Annotated in this window: 14 protein-coding genes; 6 read left to right on the top strand and 8 right to left on the bottom strand. The window is 70.8% G+C overall.

Annotated features, from left to right (window positions below; genetic code table 11):
- Nucleotides 1-71: 71 nt before the first annotated feature.
- On the top strand, nt 72-938 hold the full coding sequence (locus ACZ66Z_RS22970) for a TerD family protein (protein ID WP_469937005.1): 867 nt from the start codon (nt 72-74) through the stop codon (nt 936-938).
- Nucleotides 939-955: 17 nt separating this feature from the next.
- Here the strand turns inward: ACZ66Z_RS22970 and ACZ66Z_RS22965 are convergent, their stop codons facing one another.
- From ACZ66Z_RS22965 to ACZ66Z_RS22940, 6 genes are all read right to left on the bottom strand, one after another.
- The gene (locus ACZ66Z_RS22965) at nt 956-1,693 is read right to left on the bottom strand and encodes a TerD family protein (protein WP_469936747.1); all 738 of its coding nucleotides are present in this window, start codon (nt 1,691-1,693) and stop codon (nt 956-958) included.
- A 99-nt stretch (nt 1,694-1,792) separates the two neighbouring features.
- Nucleotides 1,793-2,941 carry a DUF475 domain-containing protein gene (locus tag ACZ66Z_RS22960; RefSeq protein WP_469936745.1) on the bottom strand — a complete coding sequence of 383 codons (1,149 nt, stop codon included), beginning with the start codon at nt 2,939-2,941 and terminating at the stop codon, nt 1,793-1,795.
- A 28-nt stretch (nt 2,942-2,969) separates the two neighbouring features.
- Nucleotides 2,970-3,545 (bottom strand): TerD family protein, encoded by a 576-nt coding sequence (locus ACZ66Z_RS22955; protein ID WP_125663907.1) that lies wholly within the window; start codon nt 3,543-3,545, stop codon nt 2,970-2,972.
- Between the two features lie 82 nt (nt 3,546-3,627).
- Nucleotides 3,628-4,203 (bottom strand): TerD family protein, encoded by a 576-nt coding sequence (locus ACZ66Z_RS22950; RefSeq protein ID WP_030210761.1) that lies wholly within the window; start codon nt 4,201-4,203, stop codon nt 3,628-3,630.
- Nucleotides 4,204-4,341: 138 nt separating this feature from the next.
- Nucleotides 4,342-4,800, bottom strand: coding sequence for a peroxiredoxin (locus ACZ66Z_RS22945; RefSeq protein ID WP_469936743.1), 459 nt, complete (start codon nt 4,798-4,800; stop codon nt 4,342-4,344).
- A gap of 120 nt (nt 4,801-4,920) precedes the next feature.
- Nucleotides 4,921-5,343, bottom strand: coding sequence for a DUF3052 domain-containing protein (locus ACZ66Z_RS22940; protein ID WP_225799709.1), 423 nt, complete (start codon nt 5,341-5,343; stop codon nt 4,921-4,923).
- Nucleotides 5,344-5,772: 429 nt separating this feature from the next.
- On the opposite strand from ACZ66Z_RS22940, the gene aceE reads away from it, so the two are divergent.
- Nucleotides 5,773-8,505, top strand: coding sequence for a pyruvate dehydrogenase (acetyl-transferring), homodimeric type (aceE, locus tag ACZ66Z_RS22935; RefSeq protein ID WP_469936740.1), 2,733 nt, complete (start codon nt 5,773-5,775; stop codon nt 8,503-8,505).
- An 83-nt stretch (nt 8,506-8,588) separates the two neighbouring features.
- The gene (locus ACZ66Z_RS22930; protein WP_469936738.1) at nt 8,589-9,413 is read left to right on the top strand and encodes a potassium channel family protein; all 825 of its coding nucleotides are present in this window, start codon (nt 8,589-8,591) and stop codon (nt 9,411-9,413) included.
- Here ACZ66Z_RS22930 and ACZ66Z_RS22925 read toward each other — a convergent pair.
- Both ACZ66Z_RS22925 and ACZ66Z_RS22920 read right to left on the bottom strand, forming a co-directional pair.
- Nucleotides 9,394-9,837 (bottom strand): peptidase inhibitor family I36 protein, encoded by a 444-nt coding sequence (locus ACZ66Z_RS22925; protein WP_469936736.1) that lies wholly within the window; start codon nt 9,835-9,837, stop codon nt 9,394-9,396. The two genes, ACZ66Z_RS22930 and ACZ66Z_RS22925, sit on opposite strands and share 20 nt — an antisense overlap.
- A gap of 147 nt (nt 9,838-9,984) precedes the next feature.
- Entirely contained in the window at nt 9,985-11,607 is a 1,623-nt protein-coding gene (locus tag ACZ66Z_RS22920; RefSeq protein WP_469936734.1) for an MFS transporter, read from the bottom strand.
- 117 nt (nt 11,608-11,724) lie between these two features.
- Here ACZ66Z_RS22920 and ACZ66Z_RS22915 point away from each other — a divergent pair, with 117 nt between their 5' ends.
- From ACZ66Z_RS22915 to ACZ66Z_RS22905, 3 genes are all read left to right on the top strand, one after another.
- The gene (locus ACZ66Z_RS22915) at nt 11,725-12,384 is read left to right on the top strand and encodes a TetR/AcrR family transcriptional regulator (protein WP_469936732.1); all 660 of its coding nucleotides are present in this window, start codon (nt 11,725-11,727) and stop codon (nt 12,382-12,384) included.
- A gap of 214 nt (nt 12,385-12,598) precedes the next feature.
- On the top strand, nt 12,599-13,807 hold the full coding sequence (locus ACZ66Z_RS22910) for an alpha/beta hydrolase (RefSeq protein ID WP_469936730.1): 1,209 nt from the start codon (nt 12,599-12,601) through the stop codon (nt 13,805-13,807).
- 74 nt (nt 13,808-13,881) lie between these two features.
- The gene (locus ACZ66Z_RS22905) at nt 13,882-14,844 is read left to right on the top strand and encodes a DUF4429 domain-containing protein (protein ID WP_469936728.1); all 963 of its coding nucleotides are present in this window, start codon (nt 13,882-13,884) and stop codon (nt 14,842-14,844) included.
- Nucleotides 14,845-14,998 lie beyond the last annotated feature (154 nt).

Below are 14,998 nucleotides of genomic sequence, written 5' to 3'. Positions count from 1 at the left end.
CCGACATCCGTCGCCCCGCCCCGATGTCGGGAGTGCCCCCGCGTTGTCCGCGGGTCGGACGGGAGGGCAGGATTGCGGTCATGACGCACGCGATGCAGAAGGGCTCCAACGTCCCTCTCGACACCGCGGCCGTACGGGCCGTGCTCCGCTGGACCCCGGGCCCCGGGGTCCCCGACGTGGACGCCTCGGCCCTGCTCCTCGGGCCTTCCGGCCGCGTGCGGTCCGACGAGGACTTCGTCTTCTACAACCAGCCCCGCCACCCCTCGGGGCTGGTGCGGCGGCTGCCGAAGAAGCGGGTCCCCGAAGGCCTGACGGACACCGTGGAGGCCGATCTGGCCGGGCTCGACGTCTCGGTCGACCGCGTGGTGATCGCGGCCTCCTCCGACGGCGGCACCTTCCGCTCCGTCTCCGACCTGCGGATCCTGCTGTACGACGCGGCGGCCGGGGCGGAGCACGAGCCGTTGGCGCTGTTCGACGTGACGGCGGAGACCGGCGAGGAGACGGCGGTCATCTGCGGCGAGCTGTACCGGCGCGGGGACGGCTGGAAGTTCCGCGCGGTGGGTCAGGGCTATCCGACGGGGCTCGTCGGTCTCGCCACGGACTTCGGCATCTCGGTCGACGAGGACGCGGCGGAGGGCCGGGACGGCCAGGACCTCCAGGGCGGCGCGCAGGAGGCCTCCGGGGGCTCCTCTGACTCCGACCTGACCGTGGCCCACACCCCCGTTCCGCCGCGGCCGACCGTGCCGCCCATGCCGGACCGGCTGCCGCCCGTGCCGGACCGGGCGCCCGCCTACGGCTACCCGCAGGGCCCGGGGGGACAGCCGGTGAACGCCCCGGCCCCCGCCTACGGCTACCCGCAGCCGGTGACCGCCCCCGAGCAGAACCCGGCGCCGGAGTTCCGCATGCCGCCGATGGGGCCGCAGTTCGTCCGGACCTGAGCCGACGGGGGCGGGCGTCACGCCTTGGTCTTGTAGCCGCGCCCCCACTGGAGTCCCCAGCCGTACAGCCGGTCCAGTTCGGCCTGGAAGCCGTACACGAACCGCACCTCGCGGCGGACGGTCAGCTCGCCCTTGACGTTCTCCATGGAGAAGACGGCGCAGGAGCGGGCCTGCGGGGCGCGCTCGTCGAGCTCGATCTCGATCCGGGGGCCGTTGCTCGGGTAGAGCGTGACCTTGGCGTGCGTGCGGTCGAAGGCCGGCGTCTGGTCGTAGATGTACGCGAAGAACAGCAGTCGCTTGATCTCGTCCCGGTGGTCCAGATTGACGAAGATCGTCTCGCCCGAGGAGCCTCCGAAGCGGTCGTCACCGCTGAGCTTCACGTACGGGGCCGCGTTGAGGTCGCCGAAGAAGTTGCCGAGCGGCTGCACGACCCCCTTGCTGCCGTCGGTGAGCTCGTAGAGGCAGCCGAGGTCGAGGTCGACGTTGACCATGCCCTGGGTGTGGGCCTGGACGACCTCGGGCTTGAAGAACTGGGCCGGGTTCCGCAGCAGCCGTCCGCTCTGCCGGGAGCGGCCCTCGATGTCGGAGGTGCGCATCCGCCAGGAGAGGTTGACCCGGAGGTTGCCGGTGGCGGCGCCCTGTTTGGTGAGCGAGACGGTCGGGCGCCGTTTCGTCAGGTCGATCGCGTTCGACGCGGCGCTGCCCGAGTCGAACTGTGCCGTCCTCGTCGGGAACAGGTTGTCCCAGAAGGCCATGCCGCCTTCACCCCCCACTGTCGTCCCACACCGCACATGCCTGCGGGGCGGCCGGTCGTCGGCCGCCCCGCAGTGAAGCGTTCCTCGCTGCCGGGGGTGTCACACCCCGGACGGCACCTCGGTCTTGTCGTCCGAGGGGCCCGACCCTCCCTCGGCCGCCGCGAGCCGCTTGTTGCGGCGGACGGAGGACCAGAAGGACCAGGCGATGAGCACGACGCCGATGCCGCCGGTGACGACCTCGGGGATCTCGTACTGGATGGTGACCATGAGGACCACGGCCAGGGCGCCGATCGCGTAGTGGGCGCCGTGCTCCAGGTACACGTAGTCGTCGAGGGTGCCCTGGCGGACCAGGTAGACCGTCAGCGAACGGACGTACATGGCGCCGACGCCCAGACCGAGCGCCATCAGGACGATGTCGTTGGTGACGGCGAACGCGCCGATGACGCCGTCGAAGGAGAAGGAGGCGTCGAGGACCTCCAGGTAGAGGAACATGAAGAAGGCGGCCTTGCCGGCGAGCTGGACCGCGGAGACCTTCTTGCCGGTGCGCTTGGCCTCTTCCTCGGCCTCGTGCTCGCGCTCCTCCTCCTCCTCCAGCCTGTTCTCGAAGTAGCCGGAGAGGCCGCCGACGACGAGGTAGGTGATGAGGCCGGCGATGCCGGAGACCAGGACCGTCTGCGCCTTGTCGACGTGCGCGCCGCCGTGCTGGTGGGCGTGGGTCGCGAAGGTCATGGAGGTGACGAGCAGGACGACCAGGGCGATGCAGACCGACAGCATGTCGACCTTGCCGAGCTTGGCGAGCGGGCGCTCGATCCAGCGCAGCCACTGGATGTCACGGTCCTCGAAGATGAAGTCGAGGAAGATCATCAACAGGAACATGCCACCGAACGCGGCGATCGACGGGTGCGCGTCGGTCACCAGTTCCTGGTACCTGTCGGCGTCGTTCAGCGCGAGGTCGACGGCCTCGATGGGGCCGATCTTCGCGCTGATGGCGACGATCACGACGGGGAAGACGAGGCGCATGCCGAAGACCGCGATGAGCACGCCGACCGTGAGGAAGATCTTCTGCCAGAAGGCATTCATCTTCTGCAGGATTCCGGCGTTGACCACCGCGTTGTCGAACGACAGGGAGATTTCGAGGACGCAGAGGATCGCGACGATCCCGAACGCCTCCCACCCCCCGTAGGCCACCGCCACGGCCAGGCCGATCACAGTGATCGCGAACGACCAGCCGAAGGTTTTCAGAATCACTGTCTACCCCATCGTGAAATTACAGGCTTTACGAAACGTTGACCCCGAAGTCTAGAGCGATGCCCCGAAGCCCGGACGCGTACCCCTGGCCCACCGCCCGGAACTTCCATTCGCCGTTGTAGCGGTAGAGCTCGCCGAAGATCATCGCGGTCTCCGTGGAGGCGTCCTCGGAGAGGTCGTACCGGGCGAGCTCCTGGCCGTCCGTCTGGTTCACGACGCGGATGAACGCGTTGCTGACCTGGCCGAAGCTCTGGCCCCGGTTGTCGGCGTCGTGGATCGACACCGGGAAGACGATCTTGTCGCAGTGGGCCGGCACCTTGGTGAGGTCCACGATGAGGGACTCGTCGTCCCCGTCACCCTCGCCGGTGAGGTTGTCGCCGGTGTGTTCGACGGACCCCTCGGGGCTGCGGAGCTGGTTGTAGAAGACGAAGTACTCGTCTCCGAGCACCCGGCCGGCCTGGCACAGCAGGGCGCTGGCGTCGAGGTCGAAGGGGGCTCCGGTGGTGGAGCGCGCGTCCCAGCCGAGCCCCACGAGGACCTGGGTCAGGTTGGGTGCGGCCTTGGAGAGGGAGACGTTGCCTCCCTTGGCGAGCGTGACGCCCATGATTCGGTTCCTCCCCGGTGGTGATGAGGCACGTCCGGCGCCGCACGCGAGGTGCGGCGCCGGACGGTTCGATCGGTTCGGCTCAGACGTTGACGCCGAAGTCCTGCGCGATGCCGCGCAGGCCCGAGGCGTACCCCTGGCCGACGGCGCGGAACTTCCACTCCGCGCCGTGACGGTAGAGCTCGCCGAAGACCATGGCGGTCTCGGTCGAGGCGTCCTCGGAGAGGTCGTACCGGGCGATCTCGGCGCCGCCGGCCTGGTTCACGACGCGGATGAAGGCGTTGCGCACCTGGCCGAAGGACTGCTGGCGGTTCTCGGCGTCGTAGATCGAGACCGGGAAGACGATCTTGGCCACGTCGGCCGGCACGCCGGCCAGGTTGACCTTGACCTGCTCGTCGTCGCCCTCGCCCTCACCGGTGAGGTTGTCACCGGTGTGCTCGACCGAGCCGTCGGCGCTCTTCAGGTTGTTGAAGAAGACGAAGTCCTGGTCGTTGCGGACCTTGCCCTCCTCGCTCACCAGGATGGCGCTGGCGTCGAGGTCGAAGTCCGTACCGGTGGTGGTGCGGACGTCCCAGCCCAGACCGACGGTCACGGCGGTGAGGCCAGGGGCCTCCTTGGTCAGCGAGACGTTGCCGCCCTTGCTGAGGCTGACTCCCACGAGTCCCTCCATAGGTTTCCAGGGGCAGCGCCCCCAGTCGTGCGTTGGCATCGGATCAACGTCTGGATCCTAGTGACGGGTTCCCGGTCGAAACAGTCGATTCGCCCGGTGAATCCGTGGGTGTCGGCCCCGGGGCGCTCAGAGCGCTTCGAGGGCCTCGACGTAGTCGCGCAGGTCACGGGCGTCCGACAGGGCGTTCACGACGGTCCAGCGGACGACGCCCTCCTTGTCGATGACGAAGGTGCCGCGGACCGCGCAGCCCTTCTCCTCGTCGAGGACGCCGTAGGCACGGGAGGCCGCGCCGTGCGGCCAGAAGTCGGAGAGCAGCGGGAATTCCAGCCCCTCCTGGTCGCCGAAGACGCGCAGGGTGTGGATGGAGTCGTTGGAGACGGCGAGGAGCTCGGTGTCGTCGTTGACGAACACCGGAAGGTTGTCGCGGAGCTCGCGCAGTTCGCCGGTGCAGACGCCGGTGAAGGCGAAGGGGTAGAAGAGCAGCACCACGTTCTTCTCGCCGCGGAAGTCGGAGAGCCGCACGGTCCGGCCGTGGTTGTCCTTGAGCTCGAACTCAGGGGCCTTGGTGCCGACCTCGATCGCCATCGCGTACGCGTCCCTTTCGACGGGGCCCGGGCCTTGGGCCGTACCGGTGAACCCCACCCTACGGCCTGCGCACGAAAGCCCCCGCCGGCGGACCGGCGGGGGCTTCTCGCAGCGTGGTGATCAGCGCTTGGGGGCGGCCAGGCGGGTGCCCGTCCAGTCCTTGGCGACGCTGATGCTCTTGGTCTGGGAGAGACCCGCTGTCTGCGCGGCATCCTGGATGTCGGACGGCTCGATGTAACCGTCACGGCCGGTCTTCGGGGTCAGCAGCCAGATGTTGCCACCGTCCTCCAGAAGACCGATGGCGTCCACCAAGGCGTCGGTGAGATCGCCGTCCTCGTCCCGGAACCACAGCACGACGACGTCGGCGACGTCGTCGTAGTCCTCGTCCACGAGGTCGGCTCCGATGACGGACTCGATGCCTTCACGGAGATCCTGGTCGACGTCGTCGTCGTAGCCGATCTCCTGGACCACCTGTCCGGGCTCGAACCCCAGCCTCGCTGCCGGGTTGGTCCGCTCCTCCGCGTGGTCCGCGGTCGCGCTCACGGCTTGCCTCCTGCTCATTCGGAAAATCCTGTGGGCCGCGCGTATGCGCGCGGCGCTGGCCGTAGTCCACACGTGCCGGGGCGGATCGCGCAAGTACCCGGCCGCCGAGACCGCCGAAACGGTGACGTTTGGGGCCGTCTCGCCGCAACTTCCGGCACCGCCGTCCCTCCTCCGTGATCAGGTGCACATGCTTCGTACTGGTTTGCCGACTTCTGAGGTTTCAGTCTGCCGAACGCCCGGACGAAACGCATGCGCGGGTTGGGCGTAAGGTTGCGATTTGACCGCACCCGGACTTCCGAAGGGCAGGCGAGGCACCCCCCGGGGGTTACCCCTCGGTAAATGTGACGTCCGGCGCCGCGGGGGTACACGATGGACATCTCCCGACCAGCCCGTGGCCCCGTGGGCACCACCGAACAGCGAAGGAAGAGCGTGGCTCCCGGATCCGATCGCACCCCGATCATCATTGGCGGCCTTCCCAGCCAGGTCCCGGATTTCGACCCGGAAGAGACCCAGGAATGGCTCGACTCCCTCGACGCGGCCGTCGACGAGCGGGGCCGTGAGCGGGCCCGCTACCTCATGCTCCGCCTGATCGAGCGGGCCCGCGAGAAGCGCGTGGCCGTGCCCGAGATGCGCAGCACGGACTACGTCAACACCATCGCCACCAGGGACGAGCCGTTCTTCCCCGGCAACGAGGAGATCGAGCGCAAGGTCCTCAACGCCACCCGGTGGAACGCGGCCGTGATGGTCTCGCGCGCCCAGCGCCCGGGCATCGGCGTCGGCGGCCACATCGCCACCTTCGCCTCCTCCGCCTCCCTGTACGACGTCGGCTTCAACCACTTCTTCCGCGGCAAGGACGAGGGCGACGGCGGCGACCAGATCTTCTTCCAGGGGCACGCCTCCCCCGGCATCTACGCCCGCGCGTACCTCCTGGACCGGCTGGACGAGGCCCAGCTCGACGGCTTCCGCCAGGAGAAGTCGAAGTTTCCCCACGGCCTTTCGTCGTACCCCCACCCGCGGCTGATGCCGGACTTCTGGGAGTTCCCGACGGTGTCGATGGGCCTCGGCCCGCTCGGCGCGATCTACCAGGCGCGGATGAACCGGTACATGGAGGCGCGCGGCATCGCCGACACCTCCAGGTCGCACGTCTGGGCGTTCCTCGGCGACGGCGAGATGGACGAGGTCGAGTCGCTCGGCCAGCTGTCCATCGCCGCCCGCGAGGGCCTGGACAACCTCACCTTCGTCGTCAACTGCAACCTCCAGCGGCTCGACGGCCCGGTCCGCGGCAACGGAAAGATCATCCAGGAGCTGGAGTCGATCTTCCGGGGCAACGGCTGGAACGTCATCAAACTGATCTGGGACCGCTCCTGGGACCCGCTGCTCGCCCAGGACCGCGACGGCATCCTGGTCAACAAGCTGAACACCACCCCCGACGGCCAGTTCCAGACGTACGCCACGGAGACCGGCGGCTACATCCGGGAGCACTTCTTCGGCGGCGACCACCGGCTGCGGGCCATGGTCGAGGGCATGTCGGACCAGCAGGTCCTGCACCTGGGCCGCGGCGGTCACGACCACAAGAAGATCTACGCGGCCTACGCGGCGGCGAAGGCCCACGCGGGCCAGCCGACCGTGATCCTCGCGCAGACCGTCAAGGGCTGGACGCTGGGCCCGAACTTCGAGGGCCGCAACGCGACCCACCAGATGAAGAAGCTGACGGTCGACGACCTCAAGCGCTTCCGCGACCGGCTGCACATCCCGGTGACCGACCGGCAGTTGGAGGACGGCCTGCCGCCGTACTACCACCCGGGCCCGGACTCCGAGGAGATCCAGTACATGCACGACCGCCGCAAGGCGCTGGGCGGGTACGTCCCGACCCGGGTCGTGCGGGCGAAGCCCCTGGCCCTCCCCGACGACAAGACCTACGCGGCGGCCAGGAAGGGCTCCGGGCAGCAGTCGATCGCCACCACGATGGCCTTCGTCCGCATCCTGAAGGACCTCATGCGGGACAAGGAGATCGGCAAGCGCTTCGTGCTGATCGCCCCCGACGAGTACCGCACCTTCGGCATGGACGCGTTCTTCCCGAGCGCCAAGATCTACAACCCGCTGGGCCAGCAGTACGAGGCGGTGGACCGCGAACTCCTCCTCGCCTACAAGGAGTCGCCGTCCGGCCAGATGCTGCACGACGGCATCTCCGAGGCCGGCTGCACGGCCTCGCTGATCGCCGCCGGTTCGGCGTACGCCACGCACGGCGAACCGCTGATCCCGGTGTACGTCTTCTACTCGATGTTCGGCTTCCAGCGGACCGGCGACCAGTTCTGGCAGATGGCCGACCAGCTGGCGCGCGGCTTCGTGCTCGGCGCCACCGCCGGCCGGACCACGCTGACCGGCGAGGGCCTCCAGCACGCGGACGGCCACTCGCACCTCCTCGCCTCGACCAACCCGGCCTGCATCGCCTACGACCCGGCGTTCGGCTTCGAGATCGCGCACATCGTCAAGGACGGTCTGCGACGGATGTACGGCCCCGAGGCCGAGGACGTCTTCTACTACCTGACCGTCTACAACGAGCCGATCCAGCACCCGGCCGAGCCCGAGGGCGTGGACGTGGAGGGCATCCTCCAGGGCGTCCACCGTTTCAAGGCCGCCGAGGCCGGCACGATCCCGGCGCAGATCATGGCCTCGGGCGTCGCCGTGCCGTGGGCGATCGAGGCGCAGCGGATCCTCGCCGAGGAGTGGAACGTCAAGGCCGACGTCTGGTCCGCGACCTCCTGGACCGAGCTGCGCCGCGAGGCCGTGGCCGTCGAGGAGCACAACCTGCTCCACCCGGACGAGGAGCAGCGCGTCCCGTACGTGACGCGCAAGCTCCAGGGCGCCGAGGGCCCGTTCGTCGCGGTCTCGGACTGGATGCGGTCGGTGCCGGACCAGATCTCCCGCTGGGTGCCCGGTCCGTACACCTCGCTGGGCGCGGACGGCTTCGGCTTCGCGGACACGCGCGGTGCGGCCCGCCGCTACTTCCACATCGACGCGCAGTCGATCGTGCTCGCCGTGCTGACCGAGCTCGCCCGCGAGGGCAAGGTGGAGCGCTCGGCCCTGAAGCAGGCCGTGGACCGCTACCAGCTGCTCGACGTCGCGGCGGCCGACCCGGGCCCGGCGGGCGGCGACGCCTGACGGCGGTCGGCCGGCCCGTTTCGGCTGGTGAGGGCGGTGGGACGTGGTCCCGCCGCCCTTCGCCATTCCCTACGATGCCGGTCATGCCCGTCATGAAGCTTCGCTGGGAAGAGCGCACCCAGACGCCTCTCCTGGTGCTCGCCGTCGCGTTCGGCATCGCCTACGCGGTGCCGATCGTGGCTCCCGGCGCCGAGCCGTGGGTGCACCGGCTGTGCACCCACGTCGAGTGGACCGTCTGGGGCGCCTTCGCGCTCGACTACCTCGTCCGTCTCGGGCTCGCCCCTGACCGGTGGCGCTTCGTGCGCGGCCATCCGCTGGACCTGCTGGCGGTGATACTGCCGATGGTGCAGCCGCTGCGGCTGCTGCGGGTCGTCTCCACGCTCCTCCTCGTGGGCCGGCGGGCCCGGATGGCCCCGCAGATAACGCTCACCACGTACGTGGCGGGCGCGGTGGTCGGGCTGATGATGTTCGGCTCGCTGGCCGTGCTGCACGTGGAGCGGGACGCCCCGAACGGCAACATCAAGACGCTCGGGGACGCGGTGTGGTGGTCGTTCACCACGATGACCACGGTCGGCTACGGCGACCACGCCCCGACCACGGGTCTCGGCCGGGTCCTCGCCGTGGGCCTGATGCTCTCGGGCATCGCCCTGCTCGGTGTGGTCACGGCCAACATCGCCGCCTGGTTCATCTCCCGCTTCGACCGGGACGACGCGGTGGAGCGCCGGCAGACCGAGCTCCTGGAGGCGCTCACCCTGGAGGTCCGGGAGCTCCGCGCCGAGGTGGCCCGGCTCGCGGGCCCGCCGGGGACGCCGGGCCCACCGGGGGCGCCGGGCCCACCGGGGGCGCCGGAACCGCAGGGGCCGAGCGAGCCGCACGACGTCCCCTCGCCTACCGCTCCCAGAGCTTGAACGCTCTGACCTCGTAGGCCGTCTGCGGCACCCAGGTCCCCCTCCCCGGATACGTCTCGAACTCCCCCGTCTCCCCGCACTCCGCCGACTGGTACGTGGTGACCGGCCGGCCCGTGCGGTTCGCGAGGGACTGGACCGAGGTGCCCGGCGGCAGGGCGACGCAGCTGTCGATGTCGGTCGTGGCCAGCTCGTGCGTCCACGGCCTGCCCTTGAAGTCGGGCTTCGGCCAGAGGCAGAGCCGGCCGGGCCCGCAGGCCCCGAGCACGGTCGCGGACGGCGCGACGCGGGTCGGCGCGGCACGGGTCGGTGCGGCCGCCGGTGCGGGCGAGGCCATCGGCGCGGCTGGGGCCGCCGGTGCCGCCGTGAGGGCGGCCAGGAGGAGGGCCGAGACGGCCGCGCCGGTGAGAACGGTCTTCGTATACATGCTGATGAACCCCCGCTTCGTCACTCTCTGTAATCATGAGGATGGCGGAGGTCTCCCGGCGATGGAAGAGGGGCCGCCCCCGTTCACGCGAACGGGTGACGGCCCCTTACGGGAACCCTGACGGGCCGACGGGCCGACGGGCGAGCGTCAGATGTGACCGCCCATGCCGCTCGCCTCCGCGTTCTCACCGCGCTTGGTGAGCGTGGCCACCAGGGCCGCGGCGACGGCGACGCCACCGGCGACGGTGAAGGCCAGGCCCATGCCGTCGAGGAAGGTGTCGTGGATGACGCCGGTGATCTGCCGGAGGAGTCCGGGGGTCATCCCCGGCGCCTGGGCCAGCTCCGGCGGGGCCATGCCGAACTCGGCGGCCTGCTCGAGCCGCGGATCGGCCGGGATCGGGATGCCGGCCTCCTTCCAGTTCCCCGCGAAGGAGTCGGAGACCTTGGAGGACATGACGGCACCGAGCACCGCCGTACCGAGGGCGCCGCCGACCTGCATGGCGGCCTGCTGCAGACCGCCGGCCACGCCGGAGAGCTCCAGCGGCGCGTTGCCCACGATGACCTCGGTCGCGCCGACCATGACCGGGGCGAGACCCAGGCCGAGCAGGGCGAACCAGAGGGACATGGCGAGGGTGTCGGTGCCGGCGGTGAGCGAGATCATGCCGAACATCGCGACGGCCGTGCAGACCATGCCGCCGACGAGCGGCACGCGCGGCCCGAACTTGGTGATCAGCGCGCCGGCCAGCGGCGAGGAGACGATCATCATCGCGGTCAGCGGCAGCAGGCGCAGACCGGCGTCGACCGGGCCGAGCCCCTTCACGCCCTGGAGGTAGAAGGTCACGAAGAAGAGGCCGCCCATGAAGGCGAAGGCCATCAGGACCATCAGCACCACACCGGCCGAGAGCGGCACGGAGCGGAACATGGCCAGCGGGATCAGCGGCTCCTCGACCTTCGTCTCCCAGAAGGCGAAGACCGCGAACAGGACCAGCGCGCCGAGCAGGCAGCCCCAGGTGCCGGCGCTCGTCCAGCCCCAGGACTCACCGGCCTTGATGATGCCCCAGATGAGGGAGGCCATGGCCCCGGAGAGCAGCAGGACGCCCAGGAGGTCGAAGGAGCGCGGCGCGTTCTCGGCGCGGTGGTCCTTGAGGATGACCAGGCCGAGCACCAGCGCGAGCACGCCGACCGGCACGTTGACGAAGAAGACGGACTGCCAGTTGACGTGCTCCACGAGGAAGCCGCCGAGGATCGGGCCGCCCGCCGTGGAGGCGCCGATGACCATGCCCCAGATGCCGATGGCCATGTTCAGCTTCTCGGCGGGGAAGGTGGCGCGCAGCAGGCCCAGCGCGGCCGGCATCAGCAGGGCGCCGAAGAGGCCCTGCAGGACGCGGAAGGCGATCACGGCCCCGATGGAGTGCGACAGGCCGATCGCGCCGGAGGCGGCGGCGAAGCCGGCGATGCCGATGAGGAAGGTCTGGCGGTGACCGAAGCGGTCACCGAGCTTGCCGGCGGTGATCAGGGCGACGGCGAGCGCGAGCAGGTACCCGTTGGTGATCCACTGGACCTGGGCGAGGGTGGCGCCGAGGTCCTCCTTGATGGCCGGGTTGGCGATGGCGACGATCGTGCCGTCGAGCGCGACCATCATCACTCCGACGGCAACGCTGAAGAGCGTCAACCACGGGTGGCCGCGCAGTCCCTTCGCCGGGACCGGAGCGGGTTCCCGGGCGTCCCCCTGACCCTGCGGGGCCTTTTCCACGGTGGTCTGACTAGTCATACGAACGAGGCTAGTGACAGTCACTGACAATTGACAAAGCGATTCACGCGTCGGTAACTGTCACGTAGCTCACAGGTACGCTGAGCAGGACGAAATGCCTGAGACGAGGACCCCGACGTGACCGTGCTCGGACTGCGCGAGCGGAAGAAGCAGCGCACGCGCGACGCGCTGATCCAGGTCGCCCTGGAGCTCTTCACCCGGCACGGGTACGAGCGGACCACCGTCGACGAGATCGTCGACGCCGTGGAGGTCTCCCAGCGCACCTTCTTCCGGTACTTCTCCTCCAAGGAGGAGGTCGCCTTCGCCGTCCAGCAGATGGTGGAGGAGCGTTTCGTGGACGCCCTCGGGCAGCGTCCCCCGGACGAGGCCCCCCTCGACGCGATGCGCAACGCCGTCCTGTGCGCCTGGGACACCATCGGCGAGGCGATCGCCGAAGTCGTCCCCGTCGAGCTGTACGTGCGCGCGTACCGGATGATCGAGTCGACGCCCGCGCTGCTCGCCGTCCACCTGCGCCGCTCCACCGAGATGGAGGAGACCCTCGCCCGGACCATCGCCGCGCGCGAGGGCCTCGACGTCGACGAGGACCCGCGCCCCCGGATCGTGGTGGCGGCGTTCAGCGGGGTGATGCGGGTGACCGGGCAGATGTGGGGCCGGGGCACGGACGGGAGCCTGGAGGCCATCCGCGCGCTCACCGAGGAGTACCTCGACCACCTCGGTCCGGCGCTCGTCTCGCACTGGCGGGACCGGGGAGGGGAGGGGCCGGGGGCGGCCGCGTAGGCCGTCGGCCTCCCGTCCAGGAGCTGCCTGCGCGGGCAGGCCGGCCTCCCGTACGGAGGGGGTTGCCGCGCAGGCCGTCGGCTTCCCGTCCAGGGGCTGTCGGCGCAGGCCGTCGGCCTTCCCGTTCAGGAGCTGTCGGCGCAGGCCGTCGGCCTTCCCGTACGGCGACCGCCCCGTGAAGAGGCAGGTGTCGCGCCCCGTAGGGTGGCGGCCCGTGACCTCCGATGCCTCGCCCGCCCTCGTCGCCACGCGCGCGCTCCTCGCACTCGCCGTCGTCTTCGTGCTCCTCGCGACCACCGGGTGGACCACGATCCGGCACCGGCCCGTGCCGTGGCCGTCCCGCGAGGCCGCGCTCACCGCCTGGGCGCGGGACCGGATCGACCACCGCCCGCTGCCCGACCCGGGCGCCCCGGCCCGTACCGTCGCCGCCTTCTTCGCGGGACTCGGCCCGGCACGCGGCGCCCGGCTCGCCGCCCTGCACCCGCTCGTCGTCGGCAACCTCAACGGCGCCCCGGTCGCCCTGCGCTACCGCGCCAACCGGATCACCCTCGCGCGCGCGTACGCCGCCGAGCGGAGCAGGGTCGACGACACCAGGCTCTCCCCCGAGGGCCGGCACGAGGCCCGGCGTCGCGTCGACCGCTTCGCCTCACTGATGCGGCCCGGCCGCCAGGTCCTCGCCTTCGACCCGACCGGTGCGGGGCGGGCCGCCGAGGTCCTCGGGGACCTGGAACGGGCCCGGCGCGTCTCGGTGATCGTGCCCGGCGTCGACACCAACCTGCTCACCTTCCAGAAGACCCACGGCCGGTACGGCGCCCCCGCCGGAATGGCCGAGGCCCTCTACGCGGCCGAGCGGCGGACCTCGCCACGCGCGCGCGTGGCGGTCATCGCCTGGGCCGACTACACCGCGCCCGTCGGGATCGGCGTCGACGCGGTGACCGGCCGCCTGGCCGAGGAGGGAGCCGTGCGCCTGGTCGGTCTCACCGAGTCCCTGCCCCGGGACGCGCGCGTGGCGCTCTTCTGCCACAGCTACGGCTCCGTGCTCTGCGGGGTCGCCGCGCCCCGGCTGTCCCCCCGGGTGACCGACGTGGCCGTGGCCGGAAGTCCCGGGATGCGGGTCGAGCGGGCCGCCGACCTCGACAGCCACGCGCGCGTGTGGGCCATGCGGGACGCCGACGACTGGATCGCGGACGTGCCGCACCTGGAGGTGGGAGGCCTCGGACACGGCGCGGACCCGGTCGCGCCGGAGTTCGGCGCGAGGCTGCTCTCCGCGCGCGGGGCGCTCGGTCACAGCGGCTATTTCGAGCCGGGGACGCAGAGCCTCGGCAACTTCGCCGCGATAGGCGTCGGCGCGTACCCGGATCTGGTCTGTGCACGTGCCGACAGCGCTTGCCACGACGGAATATCCGGCACGGAAGGGCTCTGACGCGCGTAGATCACGCAATTTCGGGACCTTTCACAGGGGCGACGCAAAGGCACGCGCCGCTTACGATGAGGCGCATGGGTGATGTGCTGGCCGGAATTCATGCCACCTGGGAGCTGGAGAGCGACGCCCTCGTCATCCGCTTCGAACGGGGGATCCGCACGCCGAAGCTCTTCGGCGCGCTGCGCGAGAGACGCATACCGCTGGAGGCGCTGGCGTCGGTGACGCTCATGCCCGGCAAGCGGGGCTCCGTCGTGCTCCACGCCGTGCCGAGGCCGGGCGCCGATCCGCTGATGGAGGCGGCCGCGGGGCAGCTCAAGGAGGGCAGCGATCCGTACCGCCTGGTGCTCCCGGCGGAACGCGAGGCGCTCGCCGAGCACTACCGGGACGAGCTGCGGGCGCTCCTCGCGTCGCGCCCGGGGGCCGCGGGGGCCGTCGGGTACGAGGCGTACGCGCCGGGCGACGGGGAGGGGGAGGGCCTCGCGCCCGGCCACGGAGAGGCGGAGGGCGTCGCGCCCGCCGACCGGTTCCTGGTGGCGGCGCCGTCGGGGCCGCAGTCCTTCAAGGCGTACGACGGGAAGGCCAGCTTCGACGGGGCCTCGGAGGTCGCCTTCCGCTGGTCCTGGACGGGGGCGTCCTCGGAGAAGTGGAAGGCCGGAGACCAGGTCTTCTCGGTACGGGACCTCTGCGGGGTCGAATGGCGTTCGCCGGACGGCGTCGACGGGTACCTGCGGCTCGTGCCGCGGGACGGCGGGTCCCGGGACGTCCAGCCCGACCAGGACCCGGCGTGCGTCGTCTTCGGCCGCTACGGGCCGGTGTACGAGTCCCTGACCTTCGCGGCGGCGGTCCTCGCCGCGATCCGGGACAAGGACCGCGCACCCGTGCCCGTCGCGGTCCCGGCCGGGGGGCGGACCTCGGGGCAGCAGGATCCGGGAGTGGTGGCTGAAAGGATTCGCCACTTGGGGGAGCTGCATCAGGCGGGGCTGGTGACGGACGCGGAGTTCTCGGCGAAGAAGGCGGAGCTCCTGGCGGAGCTTTGAGGGGGCTGGGGGCCGGCTGTCGCTTCCCGCGGTGCGGGCGGTCGTCCTGCGGGGCGGGGCGCGTGGGCACACGGGGCGGTGCCTCCCCCTAGCGCTGCCTCCGTGTTCCGCGCCCGACCCCGCACCACCTTGCGCGATGCACCTCGCGTGCGGG

Source organism: Streptomyces sp. NPDC107498 (genome assembly GCF_055582805.1).
This window is presented reverse-complemented; position numbering and strand designations above follow the sequence as displayed.

Excerpts from the sequence above, each read along its gene's own strand:
- ACZ66Z_RS22965 (WP_469936747.1), bottom strand. The coding sequence starts at position 1,693 with ATGGCCTTCTGGGACAACCTGTTCCCGACGAGGACGGCACAGTTCGAC.
- ACZ66Z_RS22955 (WP_125663907.1), bottom strand. The coding sequence starts at position 3,545 with ATGGGCGTCACGCTCGCCAAGGGAGGCAACGTCTCCCTCTCCAAGGCC.
- ACZ66Z_RS22945 (WP_469936743.1), bottom strand. The coding sequence starts at position 4,800 with ATGGCGATCGAGGTCGGCACCAAGGCCCCTGAGTTCGAGCTCAAGGAC.
- ACZ66Z_RS22930 (WP_469936738.1), top strand. The coding sequence starts at position 8,589 with ATGCCCGTCATGAAGCTTCGCTGGGAAGAGCGCACCCAGACGCCTCTC.
- ACZ66Z_RS22925 (WP_469936736.1), bottom strand. The coding sequence starts at position 9,837 with ATGTATACGAAGACCGTTCTCACCGGCGCGGCCGTCTCGGCCCTCCTC.
- ACZ66Z_RS22920 (WP_469936734.1), bottom strand. The coding sequence starts at position 11,607 with ATGACTAGTCAGACCACCGTGGAAAAGGCCCCGCAGGGTCAGGGGGAC.
- ACZ66Z_RS22905 (WP_469936728.1), top strand. The coding sequence starts at position 13,882 with ATGGGTGATGTGCTGGCCGGAATTCATGCCACCTGGGAGCTGGAGAGC.